The organism is Pseudomonas sp. GW456-L12 (genome assembly GCF_059424045.1).
The window spans coordinates 13908-28994 of sequence record NZ_JBWKZA010000030.1; the positions used below are offsets into that span (position 1 = coordinate 13908).

Consider the following 15087-nt stretch of genomic DNA (forward strand, 5'->3'; position numbering starts at 1 on the left):
ACGGCACTCCAGGTCGAGATCGATTACCACACGAGAATCTGCAGGGACGATTTCACAGCCGGCTGGATGCCGTCCGCGGCGTCGAGACTGGCCCGGGTTCCGCTGAGCGGATCGTAGAGCTCGGCCTGGTGCACTTGCGGCAATTTGATGGTGCCGCCCTTGGCGCTCCAGAACATCAGCAGGCGCTTACCGTCGTCGCGGGTCCAGGAGACGCTGTAGAAGGTGTCGGGCAGGTTCGCAAGCTCCGGCGTCTTGCCGGGTTTGAGGCGCGCGCCGGTAATCTCGAGAAACCGCGCGAGCGCCTTGTACACCGGCTTGGGTTCGCCGTTGAGATCGAGCAGGCCGTAATGCTGGTCGCGAGCCGAGGCGCGCGAGTCGAGATCGGAAAGGGCGAAGAGAAAGATCCGCTCGTAGTCCTGGTCGCTCATCAGGGCCAGGCGACGCAGGGTGTAGTCGGCCTGGCCGTCGACGCCGATCAGCCGCTGCATCTCCTTGGGCCCGGCGTAGCTCGACCAGCCCCACTCGGTGGCCCAGACCCTCTTCAGGCCGGCGCCGTGCAGCATGTCGTTGAGCTGCTTGCCGCGCAGCAGCACTTCATTTTTGCCCGGCTCATCGCTTTCCGGGGTTTCCGAATACGGGTGGTAGGCGGCGACCATGCCCAGGCTCTGCACGCCCAGTTCGCCGAGTTTCTCGAACATCAGCGCGTTGCGCTGGGTCGGCATCTGGCTGTAGTAGGCCATGCCGCCCATGACCTGGATCTTGTCCGGCGCCACCTGGTTCAGCGCCTGATGGGTCGCCAGCAGCAGCTCGCCGTAGCCCTTGGCATCGGGTTTCGGCCGCCAGTTGTTGGGTATGTTCTGCTCGTTCCACACCTGCCAGGCGTCGATGTCCGGGTAACGCTGGGCCAGCATGGCCATGCGCGTGGCGAAGACTTTCGGATCGCGCGGCGGGTACTGATCCTGGAACGGCCCGCCCTTGGGGGCGGTGGTCACGAAGGGCGCCGAGCCTACGAGGTAGAACAACGACTTGAGTTTCGAGTCGCTCAGGGTCCGGTCCAGTTCGTCGAGGGTGCTGAGTTGATAACCCTCTTCGGTGGGTTCGAGCCGATCCCAGTGCAGGTCGACCCGCACCCATTGCAGGCCGAGCTGCTTATAGGCGGCGATCTGTTTGCGGTATTGCTGCGGGGTGAACCACAGGAAATGCGCATTGACCCCCAGGTAGTCCTTCCACACCAGGGTGCGATCGGGGGCCAGGTTGATCGGCGTGGCATCGACCTGTTCGCTGAGCAGCAGGGCGCCGCCTACCGCCAGCGCGGCGACCAGTGGCAGATAGCGCAATAGCGGGCGACGTTTAAGGCCTGGTCGGGTCTTCATTTCGATCGCTCCTTGCACACTTCGTTGAACAGTTCGGCGAAGCGCCGCGCGGTGGCGCTCCACTCGCGTTGTTGCCCGGCCTCGCTGGCCCGCGCGGCCCACTGGCGGGCCAGTTCGGGCTCCAGCACCAGACGGCTCAGGTGCTGGCTCAGCGCTTCGACATCGCCTTGCTGATAAGTCACGCCATTGCCGCCGGCAACCTCCTCGGCAAAGGCCCGGGCATTGGAGGTGACGACCCCGCGACCGCAGGCATTGGCCCAGGACAGGGCGCCGCTGGTGCCGCGCATCTGGCCGAGCCAGGCGAGCTTTTTCGATTCCCGGTACGGCAGCACCATCACATGGTGGGCCTGGATGGTGCGGGCGATCTCGGCGGACGGCAGGTCCAGTTGCCAGTCCACCACATCGTCCAGCTGCAATTCGCGAATGCGCTGGCGCAGGCCGTCGAGGTAGTTGCCGGCCGGGTCGAAGGTCATTTCCGGGGCGGTGCCGCCGGCCAGGGTCAGGCGGACCTGGCCACGGCACTGCGGGTTGGCCGCCAGGGTGCGGGCCAGGGCTTCGATCAGGTCTTCGATGCCCTTGCCGCGGTAGATGAAGCCGAAGTACAGCAGGCGCAACGGCACCAGCGGCGGCAGCTCGGCCGCGGGGATCGGCAGGTTGCCGTGGGCGATCACCGCCACCTGTTGCGGTCGCAGGCCCATGCGCTGGCGCAGGCAGTCGCCGCCCAGCCGGGTCAGGGTAATCAGCCGGCGCATGCCGCGGGCCAGGCGCCGTTCTTCGCGCAGGGTCAGCGGGTCGGCGAGCAGCGCCGCCGCTTGCGGCAGCGGGTGCGGCAGGCGTTCGAGCAGGGTCAGTGGCCAGAACAGCCGGGCGCGCCGCCAGATCAGGCGCTCCGGGTCATGCACCGTGGCCGTGCGGGGGATCCGTGGTTGTTCGCTGCTCAGGTAGTCGAGCGCCTGGAATTCGCCGAAGCGGCCACCGCCGAGTTCGGCGTGTACCAGGTCGACGCCCGTCCAGTCGAAGGCGCGCAGGCGCGTCAGTTGCTCCGCTGGATCGTGACAGCCGGCCAGCGGGGTCAGCACTTCGATGCCAAGACCGCGCAGCGCATTGCTGAAATGCGCGGCGTAGTCGGCGATACCGGTCTGTTCCGGCGGCAGCGGGGCCAGCAAGGCGATACGCATCAGGCCGCACCGCGCCAGCTGTTGATCCGCTCCAGCACCCTGGACGGTACTTCGAAGCGGCGGCGGTTGAGGATCAGCCCGTCGACCTTGCCGAAGGCGGTAGTCAGCAACGACATTGCATTCTCGATCATCGGTACGGTGCTGGTCCGAGCCTCGATCACCAGGGCGATCAGGTCGGCGCGGCGCAGGATCAGGAAGGCCTCCTGGTTCGACAGCAGGGCCGAGGCATCCAGCAGCAGGACTTCACCGGGCTGGGCCGGCGCGCTGTCGTTGACCCGCACGCGCTGGCCGCGTTCCTCCAGCAGGCGGCGCAGGCGTTCGAGGATGAAACTCACGCCTTCGCCATGGCGCGCCGAGGTCAGGCCCAAGGTCAAGCCCTGGCTCTCGATGCGGTCCATGGGCAGCAGGCTGTAGAGCCGGTAGATGCTCGCGGTCATGGCGGCGGGCGTGGCGTCCTCGAGGTCCGGCACGCTGCCCCACAGCGGCACCTGGAACAGCTCCGGCAGGCGCGAGCCGTCGTGGATGCGCTGGTCCAGCAGGTAGCAGACATAGATGGTCAGCAGACCCACGGCGATGCCCGCGGGAATGGCGAACAGCAGGATCAGCAGGCTCTTGGGGAAGACCCGCGCCGGGTTGAAGGTGGCATGCTCGATGATCGCGATGTTGCTGATCTGGCTGCTGTCGAGCTCGTGGTCAATACGCGCCTGTTCCAGGTTTTCCGAGTACAGCGCGTAGCTCTTTTCCGCGGTGCGCAACTGCTGGGTCAGGCGGTTGAGTTCGGGCTCGTCGGTCAGTACCCGGTCGCGCTCGGTACGCAGGGCAGCCAGGGTCTTGTCGTAGTTCTCGATCTGCCCGGTCAGCCGGCGCTGTTGCAGCTGGGCATCGATGACCTGCTGCTTGACGTTGGTCACCAGGCTATTGGGCGCGATGTTCTTCGAGCGTTCCAGGCGGCTCTCTTCCTGTTCGCTGAGGGCCTGCAGGTCGTGGATGTTCTGTTCGATCTGCTTGACCGCCGGCGCCTCGGGCAAATAGGTGCGCAGCAAGCGCGCGCGTTCCACCTGCAGGGTGTTGAGCTGGCGCTTGAGGTCGAGCTGGGTCGGGTTGAGGCTGGTCTCGCGACTGGTCACCACTTCGACGGGCTGATCGAGGATCTGCTGGCGGGCGTTGATCAGGAAGCTGCTGATCCCGGACAGCTGGTTCTGCGCATTGACCCGGGCGTCGGTCAGGCGGTCGATCTGGCTGGTGAGGTTTTCCAGGCGGGCATCGACGCTGATCGAATCGATCTGCTTCAGGCGGCCCTGCAATTGCTCCTTGAGGCTGAGGATCTGCGCGGCCACCTTGTTGCCTTCGCCCTCATAGAAGGCATAGAGGCTCTTGCGACCGAGCACCCGGGCGCGCTCTTCGAGGAAGGTGTCGACCCAGATCTTCACCACCTGTTGCGCGATTTCCGGGTCGTCCCAGGTAAAGCTGATATCGATCACCGACGAACCCGCTTCATGGCTGGCCTGGAAGTTCTTTTCCAGGCGGGTCGCCAGGCGGTCCTGCGGGCTCTGCGGTTCCGACAGGCCGACCAGTTGCAGCAGGCTGCGCAGCGCATCGATGGCCGTGCCCATGGCCTTTTTGGCGTAGAACTTGAGGGTCTTCCAGAAACCCTGGGGGTCGGCGGCCGCGCTCAGTTCCAGGTAGCGTTGGGCGACGATGTGCACGATGGGTCGACCGGTGAGCATCTTCTCCTCATCGACGATCGGGTCGTGCTGGGTGCTGGGCGAGATCAGCGTCTGGCGATTGCCGGCTTCGATCGGCACCGTGGTGCTGTCGCGCCCGGGCTTGACCAGCAGGCGCGCGTCCGACTCGTAGCGCGTCGGCAGCAGGAAGGCGCCCAGCACCGCGACCACGATAGTGGTGATGACCGCCAGCTTGAACTCGCGACGGAAGATGAAGAACAGGCGCAACAGGTCGCGTAGAGAGCGTATTTCGATCACGGGATCACTCCGTTGAAAGTACTTGTAGCAGTGGCTGATGGAGGCCGATCAAACGTATCGATCCTGTTTACTGCCCCGTCCCGGTACCGGTGGAACTGCTGGTGAAGTTGTTGATCGTGTTGCCGCTGTTCTTCACTTCCTGATCATTCAGGTCGTAGTTGAAGCCCAGGCCGATCCCCTTGTTGATCGGGAACAGCTTGGTGAAGTACATGTCCACCGCTTCCACCGTGCTGCCGATGGTCGATTGCGGCACGTAGATCAGGTCGCCGCGCTGCAGGGCGACCAGCGGATGATCGGGGTTGCTGAGCATGCTGCCGAGGTCGACGAAGTACATCTTGTACTTGCCGTCGGGGCCGGTCCTGAGCAGGGCGATGTTGGAGCTGTCGGCCGAGGGCAGCACGCCACCGGAGCTGAGCAGGGCCTGTTCCACCGACACGGTGCCGGCCAGGTTGAAGAACGACGGGTTGGCCACCGCGCCGCCGATGAATACCCGGTTGCTCGGGGCAACGGCGATGTTCACGGTCACTTCGGGCTCGCGGTAGACACGGGTGTAGCGTTTGGTGATTTCCTTGCCCAGGTCTTCCGGGGTCAGCAGCGCGGCCTTGATCCGGCCGATGTTGGGCATCGAGATGAAACCGTCCGGTCGCACCACGAACATCGTCATGTCGTCGGAGCTGGCTGGCTCCTGGGCATCGCGCACGATGCGCAGGGTGTCGCCGCTCTGGATCAGCACTTGGGCGGGCGGCAGGTCGGCCAGGGTCAGTGCCGCCGCGTGGCGAGCCTTGAGGGTGTCGCTGTCGGGGAGCGCGACATGGGCGGGGGTCGAGCAGCCGCCCAGCCACAGGGTGGCGGTCAGGATGCTCAACAGACAAAGCCGGGAAGGTCGGTTAATAGTCATCATGACAGCTCAGGTCCAGTAGTTTGAGAACATGCTCAAGCGACGCTTGAGCGGTGTCGGCAGATGCTGTTCGGCGTGGCCGAGGCGATAGCCCAACAGCTTCAGCGCGCTGCGTAGCAGCACTTCCGGTACGCGTTGCAACTGGCCGGCGTCACGCAAGGCGCGCAACTCGGCCTGGACGTAACGCTTGCCTTCTCCGCCCGCGGTGCCGAAGGCTTCGCGGATCCAGGGCTCGCGGCCATAAAACACGCCGATATCGAAATAACGGCGGAACTCCTGCATCAGACTGTAGCTGTGGGAATGCTGCACGCACGCACTGGCGGCGTAGCGCACCAGATAACCGTTGAGCAGCATGCGCGCCGCGACGTGGGCGTCCTCGCTGCCGATGACGTCCTCGGGAAAGCCGCCCACCGCTTGCAGGGCGCTGCGCCGGTAGACGGAAAACGAGTCCGAACTGAAGCAGGTCTTGATCCCTAGCTCCCCGGCGTCGGCCAGGCTTTTGCTGCGGCTCTGCGGGCTGTAGTTGAAGTGGCGCGACTGCGCCTCGAGAATCCCGGCCCCGGGATGTGGCAGTTGACGACCGTAGGCGAGGCCGATCCGTGGATCCTCCTCTAGCTCCTGGATCAGGTTGGCGAAGGTCTGGGGCGTGGCTGGAATCGCATCCTGGGTCAGCAGGATCAGCGCATCGGCATCCACCTGCTCGCTCGCCCAGCGTCGGGTGCCGCCATGGTTGAACTGCTGGGCGGCGATGACCTCGACCCGGGCGCCGAACTGCCGGAAGCGGCTGACGGTGTCGTCCGTCGAGCTGCTGTCGACCACCAGCACCGTGTCCGGTTGCAGCGTCTGCGCGGCCAGCGCCGGGAGCAACCGCTCGAGGTGCGGTGCGGCGTTGCGGGCGGGAATGATCAGCGCCACCTTCATCATGGTTTTACCTGCGCCGGGGCACGGCCGTAGACGTCTTCGAAACGCACGATGTCGTCTTCGCCCAGGTACTCGCCGCTTTGCACTTCGATCATCACCAGGTCGATGATCCCGGGGTTGCTCAGGCGGTGTTTATGGCCGGCGGGGATATAGGTGGATTCGTTGCTGTTGAGCAGAACCTCCAGGTCGCCATTGGTGATCAGGGCCGCGCCGCTGACCACGATCCAGTGCTCGCTGCGGTGATGATGCATCTGCAGCGACAGCGATTCCTTGGGCTTGACCATGATGCGCTTGATCTTGAAGCGGCTGCTTTCCTCCAGCACGGTGTAGGTCCCCCAAGGGCGGGTGACCGTGCGGTGCAGGCTGTAGGCACTGTGGCCGAGGCGCTTGAGTTCGGTGACGATATGGCGCACGTCCTGGGTCCGCGAGGCATCGGCCACCAGCAGCGCGTCGGGGGTGTCGACGATGATCAGGTCGCTGACGCCGACGGCCCCGAGCACCCGCTTGGGCGAGTCGATATAGCAATTGCGCACGTCATGCAGGATGGCTTCGCCGTTGACCTGGTTGCCGGCGGCGTCGCTCGGGGTCAGCTGGCGCAGCGCATCCCAGGAGCCGATGTCGCTCCAGCCCAGGTCACAGGGCACCACGGCGACCCGCTCGGAGCGCTCCATCAGGGCCACGTCGATCGAAACGTCCGGGGCGCGGGCCAGGCTGTCGGCGTCGAGTTCACGCTGGCGGCAGTGCTTGTTGTCCAGGGTCATGCCTTGTTCCAGGCAGGCCTGGGCGGCGCTCAGCACCTCGGGAGCATGCAGGGTCAGCTCTTGCAGCAGGGTATCGGCGCGGAAGCAGAACATCCCGGCGTTCCACAAGTAGTTGCCGCTGTCGACGTAGGCCTGGGCGGTGGCCAGGTTGGGTTTCTCGACGAAGCGCGCGACCTGGAAACCTTCCTTCAGCGCAGGGCCCTGTTCGATGTAGCCAAAACCGGTCTCGGGTTTGTCGGGCTGAATGCCGAAGGTCGCCAGATAACCTGCTTCGGCGAGGCTGCGCGCCTTGCCCACGGCTGCGGCGAAGGCATCCTGGTCGAGAATCAGGTGGTCGGCCGGAAGAATCAGCAACTGCGCCTCGTCGCCCCAGTACTCGCGCACATGCAGGGCCGCCACGGCGATTGCCACGGCGGTGTTGCGCCCGAACGGCTCGAGCAGCAGGTCGAGGCCCAGCTTGCCCTGATTGACGTTGCGGTACTCGTCCAGCGAGCGGAACAGCAGCTCGCGGTTGGTCACCGTGACCACGCAGCTGACGTCCGCCAGGCTGCTGGCGCGGACGAAGGTCTTTTGCAGCAGGCTCTGCCCATCGCGCATGCGTATGAATGGCTTGGGCATGTTCTGCCGAGAGACTGGCCACAGGCGCGAGCCGGAGCCGCCGGAAATAATGCAGGGGATCAATCCAGTGAATGCGCTCATCAGTAGACTTCCTTCGTCGAGAGGACGGCCGGAACCGTCATGAAAACGATGTACAGATCCAGCCAGACCGACCACTTGGAGATGTAATCGAGGTCGTACTCCACTCGTTTCTGGATTTTCTGCAGGGTGTCGGTTTCTCCCCGGTAGCCATTGATCTGCGCCCAGCCGGTGATCCCGGGCTTGACCCGATGGCGCGAGCTGTATTCGCGCACCGCCTGTTCGAACGGCACTCCCGCCGCCTTGGTGGCGGTGGCGTGTGGGCGAGGCCCGACAATCGACATGTTGCCCATCAGCACGTTGAACAGCTGGGGCAGCTCATCGATGCTGGTCTTGCGAATGAAGCGTCCGACCCGGGTGATCCGCGGGTCTTCCCGGGTGGTCTGCCGTTCGGCATTGAGGTCCGCCTGCTCGACATACATCGAGCGAAACTTGAACACACGGATCAGCCGGTCGTTGTAGCCGTAGCGCTTTTGCCGGAAGAGCACGGGGCCCTTGGAATCGAGTTTCACCGCCACGGCAGTGGCCAGCAGCACAGGGGACAACAGGACCAGGCCCAGCAGGGCGAGCAGGATGTCCTCGCAGCGCTTGATTAGCGGCGCCCAGCCGCGCAATGGCAGCTCGGAAGTGTTGAACATCAGGATGCCGCCGACATCGGTCATGCGGTTGTGGCCAAAGCGCAGGGTAGTGATGTCGGGCACCAGGGCGACATTCACCGACAACTGCCGCAGCCGTTGCACCAGTTCGCCGATGCGTGCGTGCGCAGCCCAGGGCAGGGCGATCAGGACCTGATTGACCTGCTCGGAACGGATCAGCTCTTCCAGGTTCTGGGTGTTGCCCAGAAAGGGCAGGTCGCAGAAGGCCTTGGGCACGCGGTCGCTGCGATCGTCGATGAAACCGATCAGGCCGGAGCGGATATCGCCGTGGCGCTGCATGTGTTCGGCAAGGAACAGCGCGCTCTCGCTGAAACCGAGGATCACCGTGCGTTGCAGGTATTTGCCCCTGGCCATCCACGAATGGAACAGGCGCAGCAGAAACAGACGCTCGATGCCAAACAGCACGAGGCTGGCGATGAACCAGACAGCCAGGTCCCGCAGGCTGAAGACCGGCAGCAGGTGCAGCCCCAGGTACATGACCAGCAGGATGCAGAAGGCGGAGGTCCAGGCCACCAGCATCGTGCGCAGACGCAGGCGATTGCTGAAGAACTCTTCGGAGTAGACCCCCTGGGCCTGGAACAGGATGACGGTGATGACGGCAAAGAACAGCAGCAGGCCGAGTACGGTTGGCCAGATATCCGCACTGGCGGATTCAAGACTCAGGAGCAGCAGGATTCCAGGCAGGGCGGCGGACAGGGCGTGCGTCAGTTTTACCCCCGAAATGAAGAGTTCCATGAATCCGGTTCGGGTCAGGAACCTGCTATCAATCGATTTCGTAAGCATCGAATCCCGTCGTTGCCAGGTAAGAACCCAGCTCTGTTAAGGGTAAAGCCACTACAGAGGCAGGCTGAAAAAACTAAGGCTTACTGCAAAAAAGTCTGTTTTTTGGCGGCCTATGATGGCCAAACAATACTATTTTTCTGCTTTGATGGTCAATGAATTGACTAATTCTGGCAGATTAATCCTTTTTTTGCATTATGCATCGGTTTTTTGACGGTTTTGCGCATCCAGGACGAATGGCAGCCTGGGCATGTGTCACGAAGTTGGCTCATTCGTGAGCGAGGGCGTGACGGATAAATGGAGTGTTGTTCAGGGGTCGACTCTTGTCCAACCGGTGGCGATTTATTCCCTTTCGCCCGTGATTACGGGGTTCTTGATGGCTGATGCGGCCCTCGGGTGGGGGCGCTCTGGCGGTGTAGACTGGACGCTGCGAACTAACCGAAGGAAGGGGAAGAAGCTGTGAAGTATTGGTCATTGCTGTTGCTGGGTTTGATGCCATTGCTGGCGCACGCGGTGGAGGTTGGTGAGCGTCTGGCGCCCTGGACCTTGCTCGATCAATTCGACCAGGCCTATAGCCTCGACGGGCAGGCACGGACGCTGCTGGTGGCGCGCAGCATGGATGGCGCCAAGCTGGTAAACGCCGCCTTGCAGGATCGTCCCGCGGGTTATCTGGAGGCCCGGCACACGGTATTCGTCGCGGACATCCAGCGCATGCCGGCGGTGATCGCCAGGATGTTCGCGGTGCCGGCGATGCGTGATTATGGCTACCGGGTCATGCTCGACCGTGACGGGCGGGTGGCGCCGCGCTACGCCGGGGCTGTGGATAAAGTCCTGTGGCTGCAGCTCGACGATGGCCGGCTGGTGGCTCAACGGGAGTACGGCACGGCCGCCGAACTGCGTGCAGCGCTGGAGCAGGCGCAACCATGATCAGTGCCGCGCTGCTGTCGCCGCTCACTCTCGGTGCCGGCTGGCTGATCTATGTGCCAGTGCTGGTCTGGGCCGCCTGGCGCGCGCCCTGGGTCGAGCTGTTCAGCGACAGCCGGCGTCAGCATCTGCTGTTCGGTACGGTGTTCGCGTTGTTCATGTTGTGGCTGGTGCGCCGGGATTTCGATACCGGGGTGTCCTATCACTTCATCGGCATGACGGCCGTGACCCTGTTGCTGGACTGGCCGCTGGCGATCGTCGGCGGGCTGATTGCCCAGGTGGGCCTGGTCGCGCTGGGTCGCCAGGACCTGGCGGCGGTCGGCATCAACGGCGCCTTGCTGATCCTGCTGCCGGTACTGGTCACCGAATGTTGCGCGATCCTGGTGGAGCGCGCGCAGCCGCGTAATCCCTTCGTGTATATCTTCTGTTCCGGTTTTTTTGCCGCCGCGCTGTCGGCCTTGCTGTGCCTGTTGGTTGGCCTGGGGTTGCTGTGGTTCGACGGGAGTTTTGCCATGCCGGAATGGCTGGAAGACTTCATCGGCTACCTGTGGCTGATCATCTTTCCCGAGGCCTTCATCAACGGCATGGTGGTCAGCGCCCTGGTGGTGTTCTGCCCCGAATGGCTGGAAACCTTCAACCGCACCCGTTACCTGTCGGCACCGTGGAAGGATGACGATCCGCGTTCTTGATCCATATCAAACACGTTCGGCAGGCGCGGTCCCATGCTCGGTAAAAACCGTTCGGGAGCAGGGTCATGAGTGTGTATGAATGGGCGCGGCAGGAAGTACGCAAGAGTCTGGATACTGCGCAGCAAGAGGGTTTCGAACCGGGCTTGAGCCTGCGCGCCCTGCTCAGCGCGGTGGTGCAGGAGAGTCGGCGGGTGCGCAGCGGCGAGGATCTGGCCGACGAGTTGCAGTTTCTCGCGGAGAACCTCGACGATACGCAGGATTACGCTTTCATGCGGCCTTGAGGCTTCAGTGGGCGCGAGGCGGCAGATCGTCGGAAAACAGATCGTCCTCGGCATCCGGGCTGACCGGAATCTTGTGTTCTTCGGCAGCCCAGGCACCGAGGTCGATCAGTTTGCAGCGGTCCGAGCAGAACGGACGGTTGACGTTGCTCGCGGTCCATTCCACGGGCGCACCGCAGGTTGGACATTCCACGGTCAGGGGTTGGCTCATGACTGGCCTCCACGCAAGGTAAGGTAAAAGTGATGCAGGCGTTCGACCTCGCTGTGCAGCCAGGCGAGGTCGCGGTCGTTGACCAGCACATCGTCGGCATGGCTCAGGCGGTCTTCGCGGGTCGCCTGGGCCTTGAGAATCGCCTGGATCTGCTGTTCGCTGATCCGGTCGCGTTGCAGGGTCCGCTCGATCTGCAGCTGTTGCGGCACATCGATCACCAGGATCCGCTGGGTCATCGCGTACTGCCCGGACTCGATCAACAGCGGTGACACCAGAATCGCGTAGGGCGACTCGGCACGGGCCAGGTGGGCGGCGATTTCATCGGCAATCAATGGATGCAGCAAGGCTTCCAGCCAGAGGCGTTGTTGCGGCACCTCGAAGATCAGCTTGCGCAGCGCGGCGCGGTCCAGTTGACCATCGGCCTGCAGCACGCTGTCGCCGAAATGTTCGGCAATGCGGGCCAGGGCCGGGCGGCCGGGTTCCACCACCCAGCGGGCGGCGTGGTCGGCATCCACCACATGGATGCCCAGGTCGATGAAGTGCTGGGCCGCGGCACTTTTACCACTGCCGATACCGCCGGTAAGGCCGAGGATCCAGGGTTTGAAAACAGGCTTGGTCATCTGAAACCGACAAACTGCAAATAGGAGTCGGTTATTTGACCACCCCAGAGCAAGGCAATCCAGCCGGCAATGGCCAGAAAGGGACCGAAAGGGATAGGCGTGGACATTTGCGCGCGGTTGCGGCGCAGCATGGCGATCCCGGCCAGGGCCCCCGTCAGTGAGGCCAGCAGCAGGGTCATCGGCAGAATCTGCCAACCGCCCCAGGCGCCGAACATGGCCAACAGCTTGAAATCGCCGTGCCCCATGCCTTCCTTGCCGGTCAGCAGCTTGAACAACCAGTACACCGACCACAGGCACAGGTAGCCGGCCACGGCGCCCCACAGCGCATCGTGGAGGCTGACGAACAGGTCGAAGCCATTGACGATCAAGCCCAGCCACAACAGGGGCAGCACCAGCACGTCGGGCAACAGTTGATGATCGGCATCGATCAGGCTCATCGCCAACAGGCCCCAGCTCAGGAACAGCATCAAGCCGGCCTGCCAGCCAAAGCCGAAATGCCAGGCCACGAACGCCGAGGCCAGGCCGCAGGTCAGCTCCACCAGGGGGTAGCGCCGGCCGATCGGGGCCTGGCACGCGGAGCAGCGTCCGCGCAGCAGCAGGTAGCTGAACAGCGGGATGTTTTCCCAGGGGCGGATCGGGTGCGCGCAGTGCGGGCACTGGGAGTGCGGGAGCAACAGGTTGTAGGTCGGCCCGGCAGGCTCGTCGGGCAGCCCGAGGATGTCACGGGCCTGGGCGTGCCAGTCGCGCTCGAGCATCTTTGGCAGCCGCCAGATCAGCACATTGAGAAAGCTGCCGACAATCAGGCCCAGGACCAGCACCGATGCTACGAAGACCAGCGGGTAGCTGGCCAGGACCTCAGTCAATGACATGTTCAGATCGCTGTGCCGAGTTGGAAGATGGGTAAGTACATGGCAACCACCAGGCCGCCGACGAGGGTGCCCAAAACTACCATGATCACGGGTTCCATGAGACTGCTCAGGGTGTCGACCAGGGTATCGACCTCTTCCTCATAATGGATCGCGACCTTTTCCAGCATGCCGTCCAGGGCCCCGGACTCTTCACCGATGGCGGTCATCTGGATGGCCATGCCGGGAAAGATGCCGGATGCGCGCATGGAAAAATGCAACTGCATGCCGGTCGCCACGTCCTGCCTGATGCGGTTCACCGCTTGCTTGAACACCTGGTTGCCGGTGGCCCCGGCCACCGAGCCCAGGGCTTCCACCAGCGGCACTCCGGCGGCGAAAGTGGTGGACAAGGTGCGGGCGTAGCGGGCCACCGCGGACTTGTACATCAGTGGCGCTACCAACGGCAGTTTCAGCAGGCCCACGTCCAGCCAGTGGCGAAAGCGTGGTGAGCGCCGGCGGGCATGGCGCAGGCCGAACACACTGAGCAACAGCGCGCCCACCAGCAGCCACCACCAGTGCTGCACGAATTCCGAGAGGGCGATGACCAGTTGCGTGAACACCGGCAATTGCGCGCCGAAGCCCTGGAACATCGACTGGAATTGCGGCACCACCTTGACCAGCAGGATCCCCGTCACCACCAGCGCCACGCAGATCACCGCCAGGGGATAAGTCATGGCCTTGCGGATCCGCGTCTTGAGGTTTTCGCTTTTTTCCTTGTAGGTCGCCACCCGCTCCAGCAGGGTTTCCAGGGCCCCGGCCTGTTCGCCGGCATCCACCAGGCTGCAGTACAGCTCGTCGAAGTACCGCGGCCTCTTGCGCAGCGCGCTGGTGAAGCTGCTGCCGGCGGCGATGTCCTGTTTCAGCTCGCCCATCAGTTTGCGCATGTTCGGGTTATCGAAGCCCTCGGCAATGATGTCGAACGATTGCAGCAGTGGTACGCCGGCCTTGATCAGGGTCGCCAGTTGCCGGGTGAACAGGCTGATGTCGCGGGCCTTGATCGGGGGCGTGCGCTGCAACAGCGAGTTGGACTTCTTCCTGACCCTGGCCGGGTTGATGCCTTGCTTGCGCAACTGGGCCCTGATCAGCGAGGGGGTATGGCCGCTCAATTCGCCGCGCAGTTTGCTGCCTTGCCTGTCGGTGCCTTCCCACAGGTAAACACTGACTTTTGCTGCTTTGACCGCCATGGTGTCGAGTCCCGGGTTGTGATGGATGTCCTCAGGGCCGGCAGTGCCCTGTGCGTTAGCGAGTGGACCGCTGCGCGGGGCGCGGCGTCCGGCTCATAGAGTTTGAATGGCCCGATACGTTCCTTGGATGGGGCGGGCAGTGAATGCAATCGATGATCGAATGACAGCGTAGCCCGTCACGACGACCGGCCCAGGGCACTTGGCTGACAAAAAGTGTCAGATAGTGCGACTTCTGGCGCTCACTGCCGCAGCTCCGCGCCGCTAAAGCCCCGTTCAGCCGGGGCGCAGGCGCTGGCACAGGCTGTGCTATGGCTGTGTGGTGAGTGCCCAGACCCCTGGATATCCCCTGCTTGGAGCAGATAGATGAAGTATCAGAAAGGTTTTACCTTGATCGAGCTGTTGGTCGTCGTGGCGATCATCGGCATCCTGGCCACCTTTGCCATGCCGCTGTATTCCAAATACCAGGCGCGGGCCAAGGTCACCGCGGCGTTGGCTGAAGCCTCGGCGCTGAAGGTCAACTTCGAGGACGTGCTGAACCAGGGCAGCGATCCGACCCTGGAGCTGGTGGGGGGCAAGGCGGCAACGTCGAACTGCACCATGACCGCTGCGGGTTCCGCCTCGACCGGAGCGGGAACAATCGGCTGCACCATCCTCAATGCACCGGCACCGGTGCTGAACAAGACCGTCACCCTGACCCGCACCACGGCCGATGGCTGGGTCTGCACCACCACTGTCCCCGCGGACTACTCCCCCAAAGGCTGCACCGCCAGCGGCAGCTGAGCCCGGTTCTCGCTTGCTCGGCGCGTGAAACGCCACGCGCCAGCGCGCCCTTGGGGAAAGTATCGAGAATTCAGGAAGTTAGCTCGCCTGGGAAGTGCAACTTGCATGCAGATTATTCGCCGGTCATGCATTTTGCATGACCGCGAGTGCTTGGGTGGATTTGTAATTCATTGATATTTAAGGGTTTTATTGTTTTTCTGAACTTGGCATAACGCCTGCAATCTACTTAAGTAACCCTGCTGCCAGGACTT

Annotated in this window: 15 protein-coding genes; 4 read left to right on the forward strand and 11 right to left on the reverse strand. The window is 63.5% G+C overall.

Annotated elements, in window-relative coordinates; all coding sequences use genetic code 11:
• Positions 1–23 precede the first annotated feature (23 nt).
• From AC07Y9_RS26520 to AC07Y9_RS26550, 7 genes are all read right to left on the reverse strand, one after another.
• The gene (locus AC07Y9_RS26520) at positions 24–1373 is read right to left on the reverse strand and encodes a glycoside hydrolase 5 family protein (protein WP_102681376.1); all 1350 of its coding nucleotides are present in this window, start codon (positions 1371–1373) and stop codon (positions 24–26) included.
• Positions 1370–2551 (reverse strand): glycosyltransferase, encoded by a 1182-nt coding sequence (locus AC07Y9_RS26525; protein WP_062824564.1) that lies wholly within the window; start codon positions 2549–2551, stop codon positions 1370–1372. Before AC07Y9_RS26525 ends, AC07Y9_RS26520 begins: the two co-directional genes overlap by 4 nt.
• Entirely contained in the window at positions 2551–4533 is a 1983-nt protein-coding gene (locus AC07Y9_RS26530) for a GumC family protein (RefSeq protein ID WP_102681375.1), read from the reverse strand. Before AC07Y9_RS26530 ends, AC07Y9_RS26525 begins: the two co-directional genes overlap by 1 nt.
• A gap of 67 nt (positions 4534–4600) precedes the next feature.
• Positions 4601–5434 carry a polysaccharide biosynthesis/export family protein gene (locus AC07Y9_RS26535; protein WP_102681374.1) on the reverse strand — a complete coding sequence of 278 codons (834 nt, stop codon included), beginning with the start codon at positions 5432–5434 and terminating at the stop codon, positions 4601–4603.
• Between the two features lie 6 nt (positions 5435–5440).
• On the reverse strand, positions 5441–6352 hold the full coding sequence (locus AC07Y9_RS26540) for a glycosyltransferase family 2 protein (RefSeq protein WP_172963076.1): 912 nt from the start codon (positions 6350–6352) through the stop codon (positions 5441–5443).
• Entirely contained in the window at positions 6352–7812 is a 1461-nt protein-coding gene (locus AC07Y9_RS26545; protein ID WP_053262709.1) for a mannose-1-phosphate guanylyltransferase/mannose-6-phosphate isomerase, read from the reverse strand. Before AC07Y9_RS26545 ends, AC07Y9_RS26540 begins: the two co-directional genes overlap by 1 nt.
• On the reverse strand, positions 7812–9248 hold the full coding sequence (locus AC07Y9_RS26550; RefSeq protein WP_053262708.1) for an undecaprenyl-phosphate glucose phosphotransferase: 1437 nt from the start codon (positions 9246–9248) through the stop codon (positions 7812–7814). Before AC07Y9_RS26550 ends, AC07Y9_RS26545 begins: the two co-directional genes overlap by 1 nt.
• A 456-nt stretch (positions 9249–9704) precedes the next feature.
• Here AC07Y9_RS26550 and AC07Y9_RS26555 point away from each other — a divergent pair, with 456 nt between their 5' ends.
• The 3 genes from AC07Y9_RS26555 to AC07Y9_RS26565 all read left to right on the forward strand — a co-directional run bounded on the left by AC07Y9_RS26555 (position 9705) and on the right by AC07Y9_RS26565 (position 11139).
• Positions 9705–10172, forward strand: coding sequence for an FAD/FMN-containing dehydrogenase (locus AC07Y9_RS26555; protein WP_102681372.1), 468 nt, complete (start codon positions 9705–9707; stop codon positions 10170–10172).
• A complete protein-coding gene (locus tag AC07Y9_RS26560; protein WP_102681371.1) occupies positions 10169–10858 on the forward strand; it encodes an energy-coupling factor ABC transporter permease in 690 nt (229 codons plus the stop codon). Before AC07Y9_RS26555 ends, AC07Y9_RS26560 begins: the two co-directional genes overlap by 4 nt.
• 65 nt (positions 10859–10923) lie before the next feature.
• Entirely contained in the window at positions 10924–11139 is a 216-nt protein-coding gene (locus AC07Y9_RS26565; protein ID WP_007924682.1) for a hypothetical protein, read from the forward strand.
• Positions 11140–11143: 4 nt separating this feature from the next.
• On the opposite strand, the gene yacG is transcribed toward AC07Y9_RS26565, so the two are convergent.
• The 4 genes from yacG to AC07Y9_RS26585 are packed head-to-tail and all read right to left on the reverse strand — an operon-like array spanning position 11144 to position 14056.
• Positions 11144–11347 carry a DNA gyrase inhibitor YacG gene (yacG, locus tag AC07Y9_RS26570; protein WP_009045670.1) on the reverse strand — a complete coding sequence of 68 codons (204 nt, stop codon included), beginning with the start codon at positions 11345–11347 and terminating at the stop codon, positions 11144–11146.
• The gene (gene coaE, locus AC07Y9_RS26575; RefSeq protein WP_009045669.1) at positions 11344–11967 is read right to left on the reverse strand and encodes a dephospho-CoA kinase; all 624 of its coding nucleotides are present in this window, start codon (positions 11965–11967) and stop codon (positions 11344–11346) included. The genes yacG and coaE overlap by 4 nt, the downstream gene beginning before the upstream one ends.
• Positions 11964–12836 (reverse strand): prepilin peptidase, encoded by an 873-nt coding sequence (locus tag AC07Y9_RS26580; protein WP_102681370.1) that lies wholly within the window; start codon positions 12834–12836, stop codon positions 11964–11966. Before AC07Y9_RS26580 ends, coaE begins: the two co-directional genes overlap by 4 nt.
• Positions 12837–12838: 2 nt before the next feature.
• Complete coding sequence (locus tag AC07Y9_RS26585; protein WP_102681369.1) at positions 12839–14056, reverse strand: type II secretion system F family protein; 1218 nt, start codon at positions 14054–14056, stop codon at positions 12839–12841.
• A gap of 363 nt (positions 14057–14419) precedes the next feature.
• Between AC07Y9_RS26585 and AC07Y9_RS26590 the strand changes: the two genes are divergently transcribed.
• Positions 14420–14836 carry a pilin gene (locus AC07Y9_RS26590; RefSeq protein WP_007924673.1) on the forward strand — a complete coding sequence of 139 codons (417 nt, stop codon included), beginning with the start codon at positions 14420–14422 and terminating at the stop codon, positions 14834–14836.
• Positions 14837–15087: the final 251 nt, after the last annotated feature.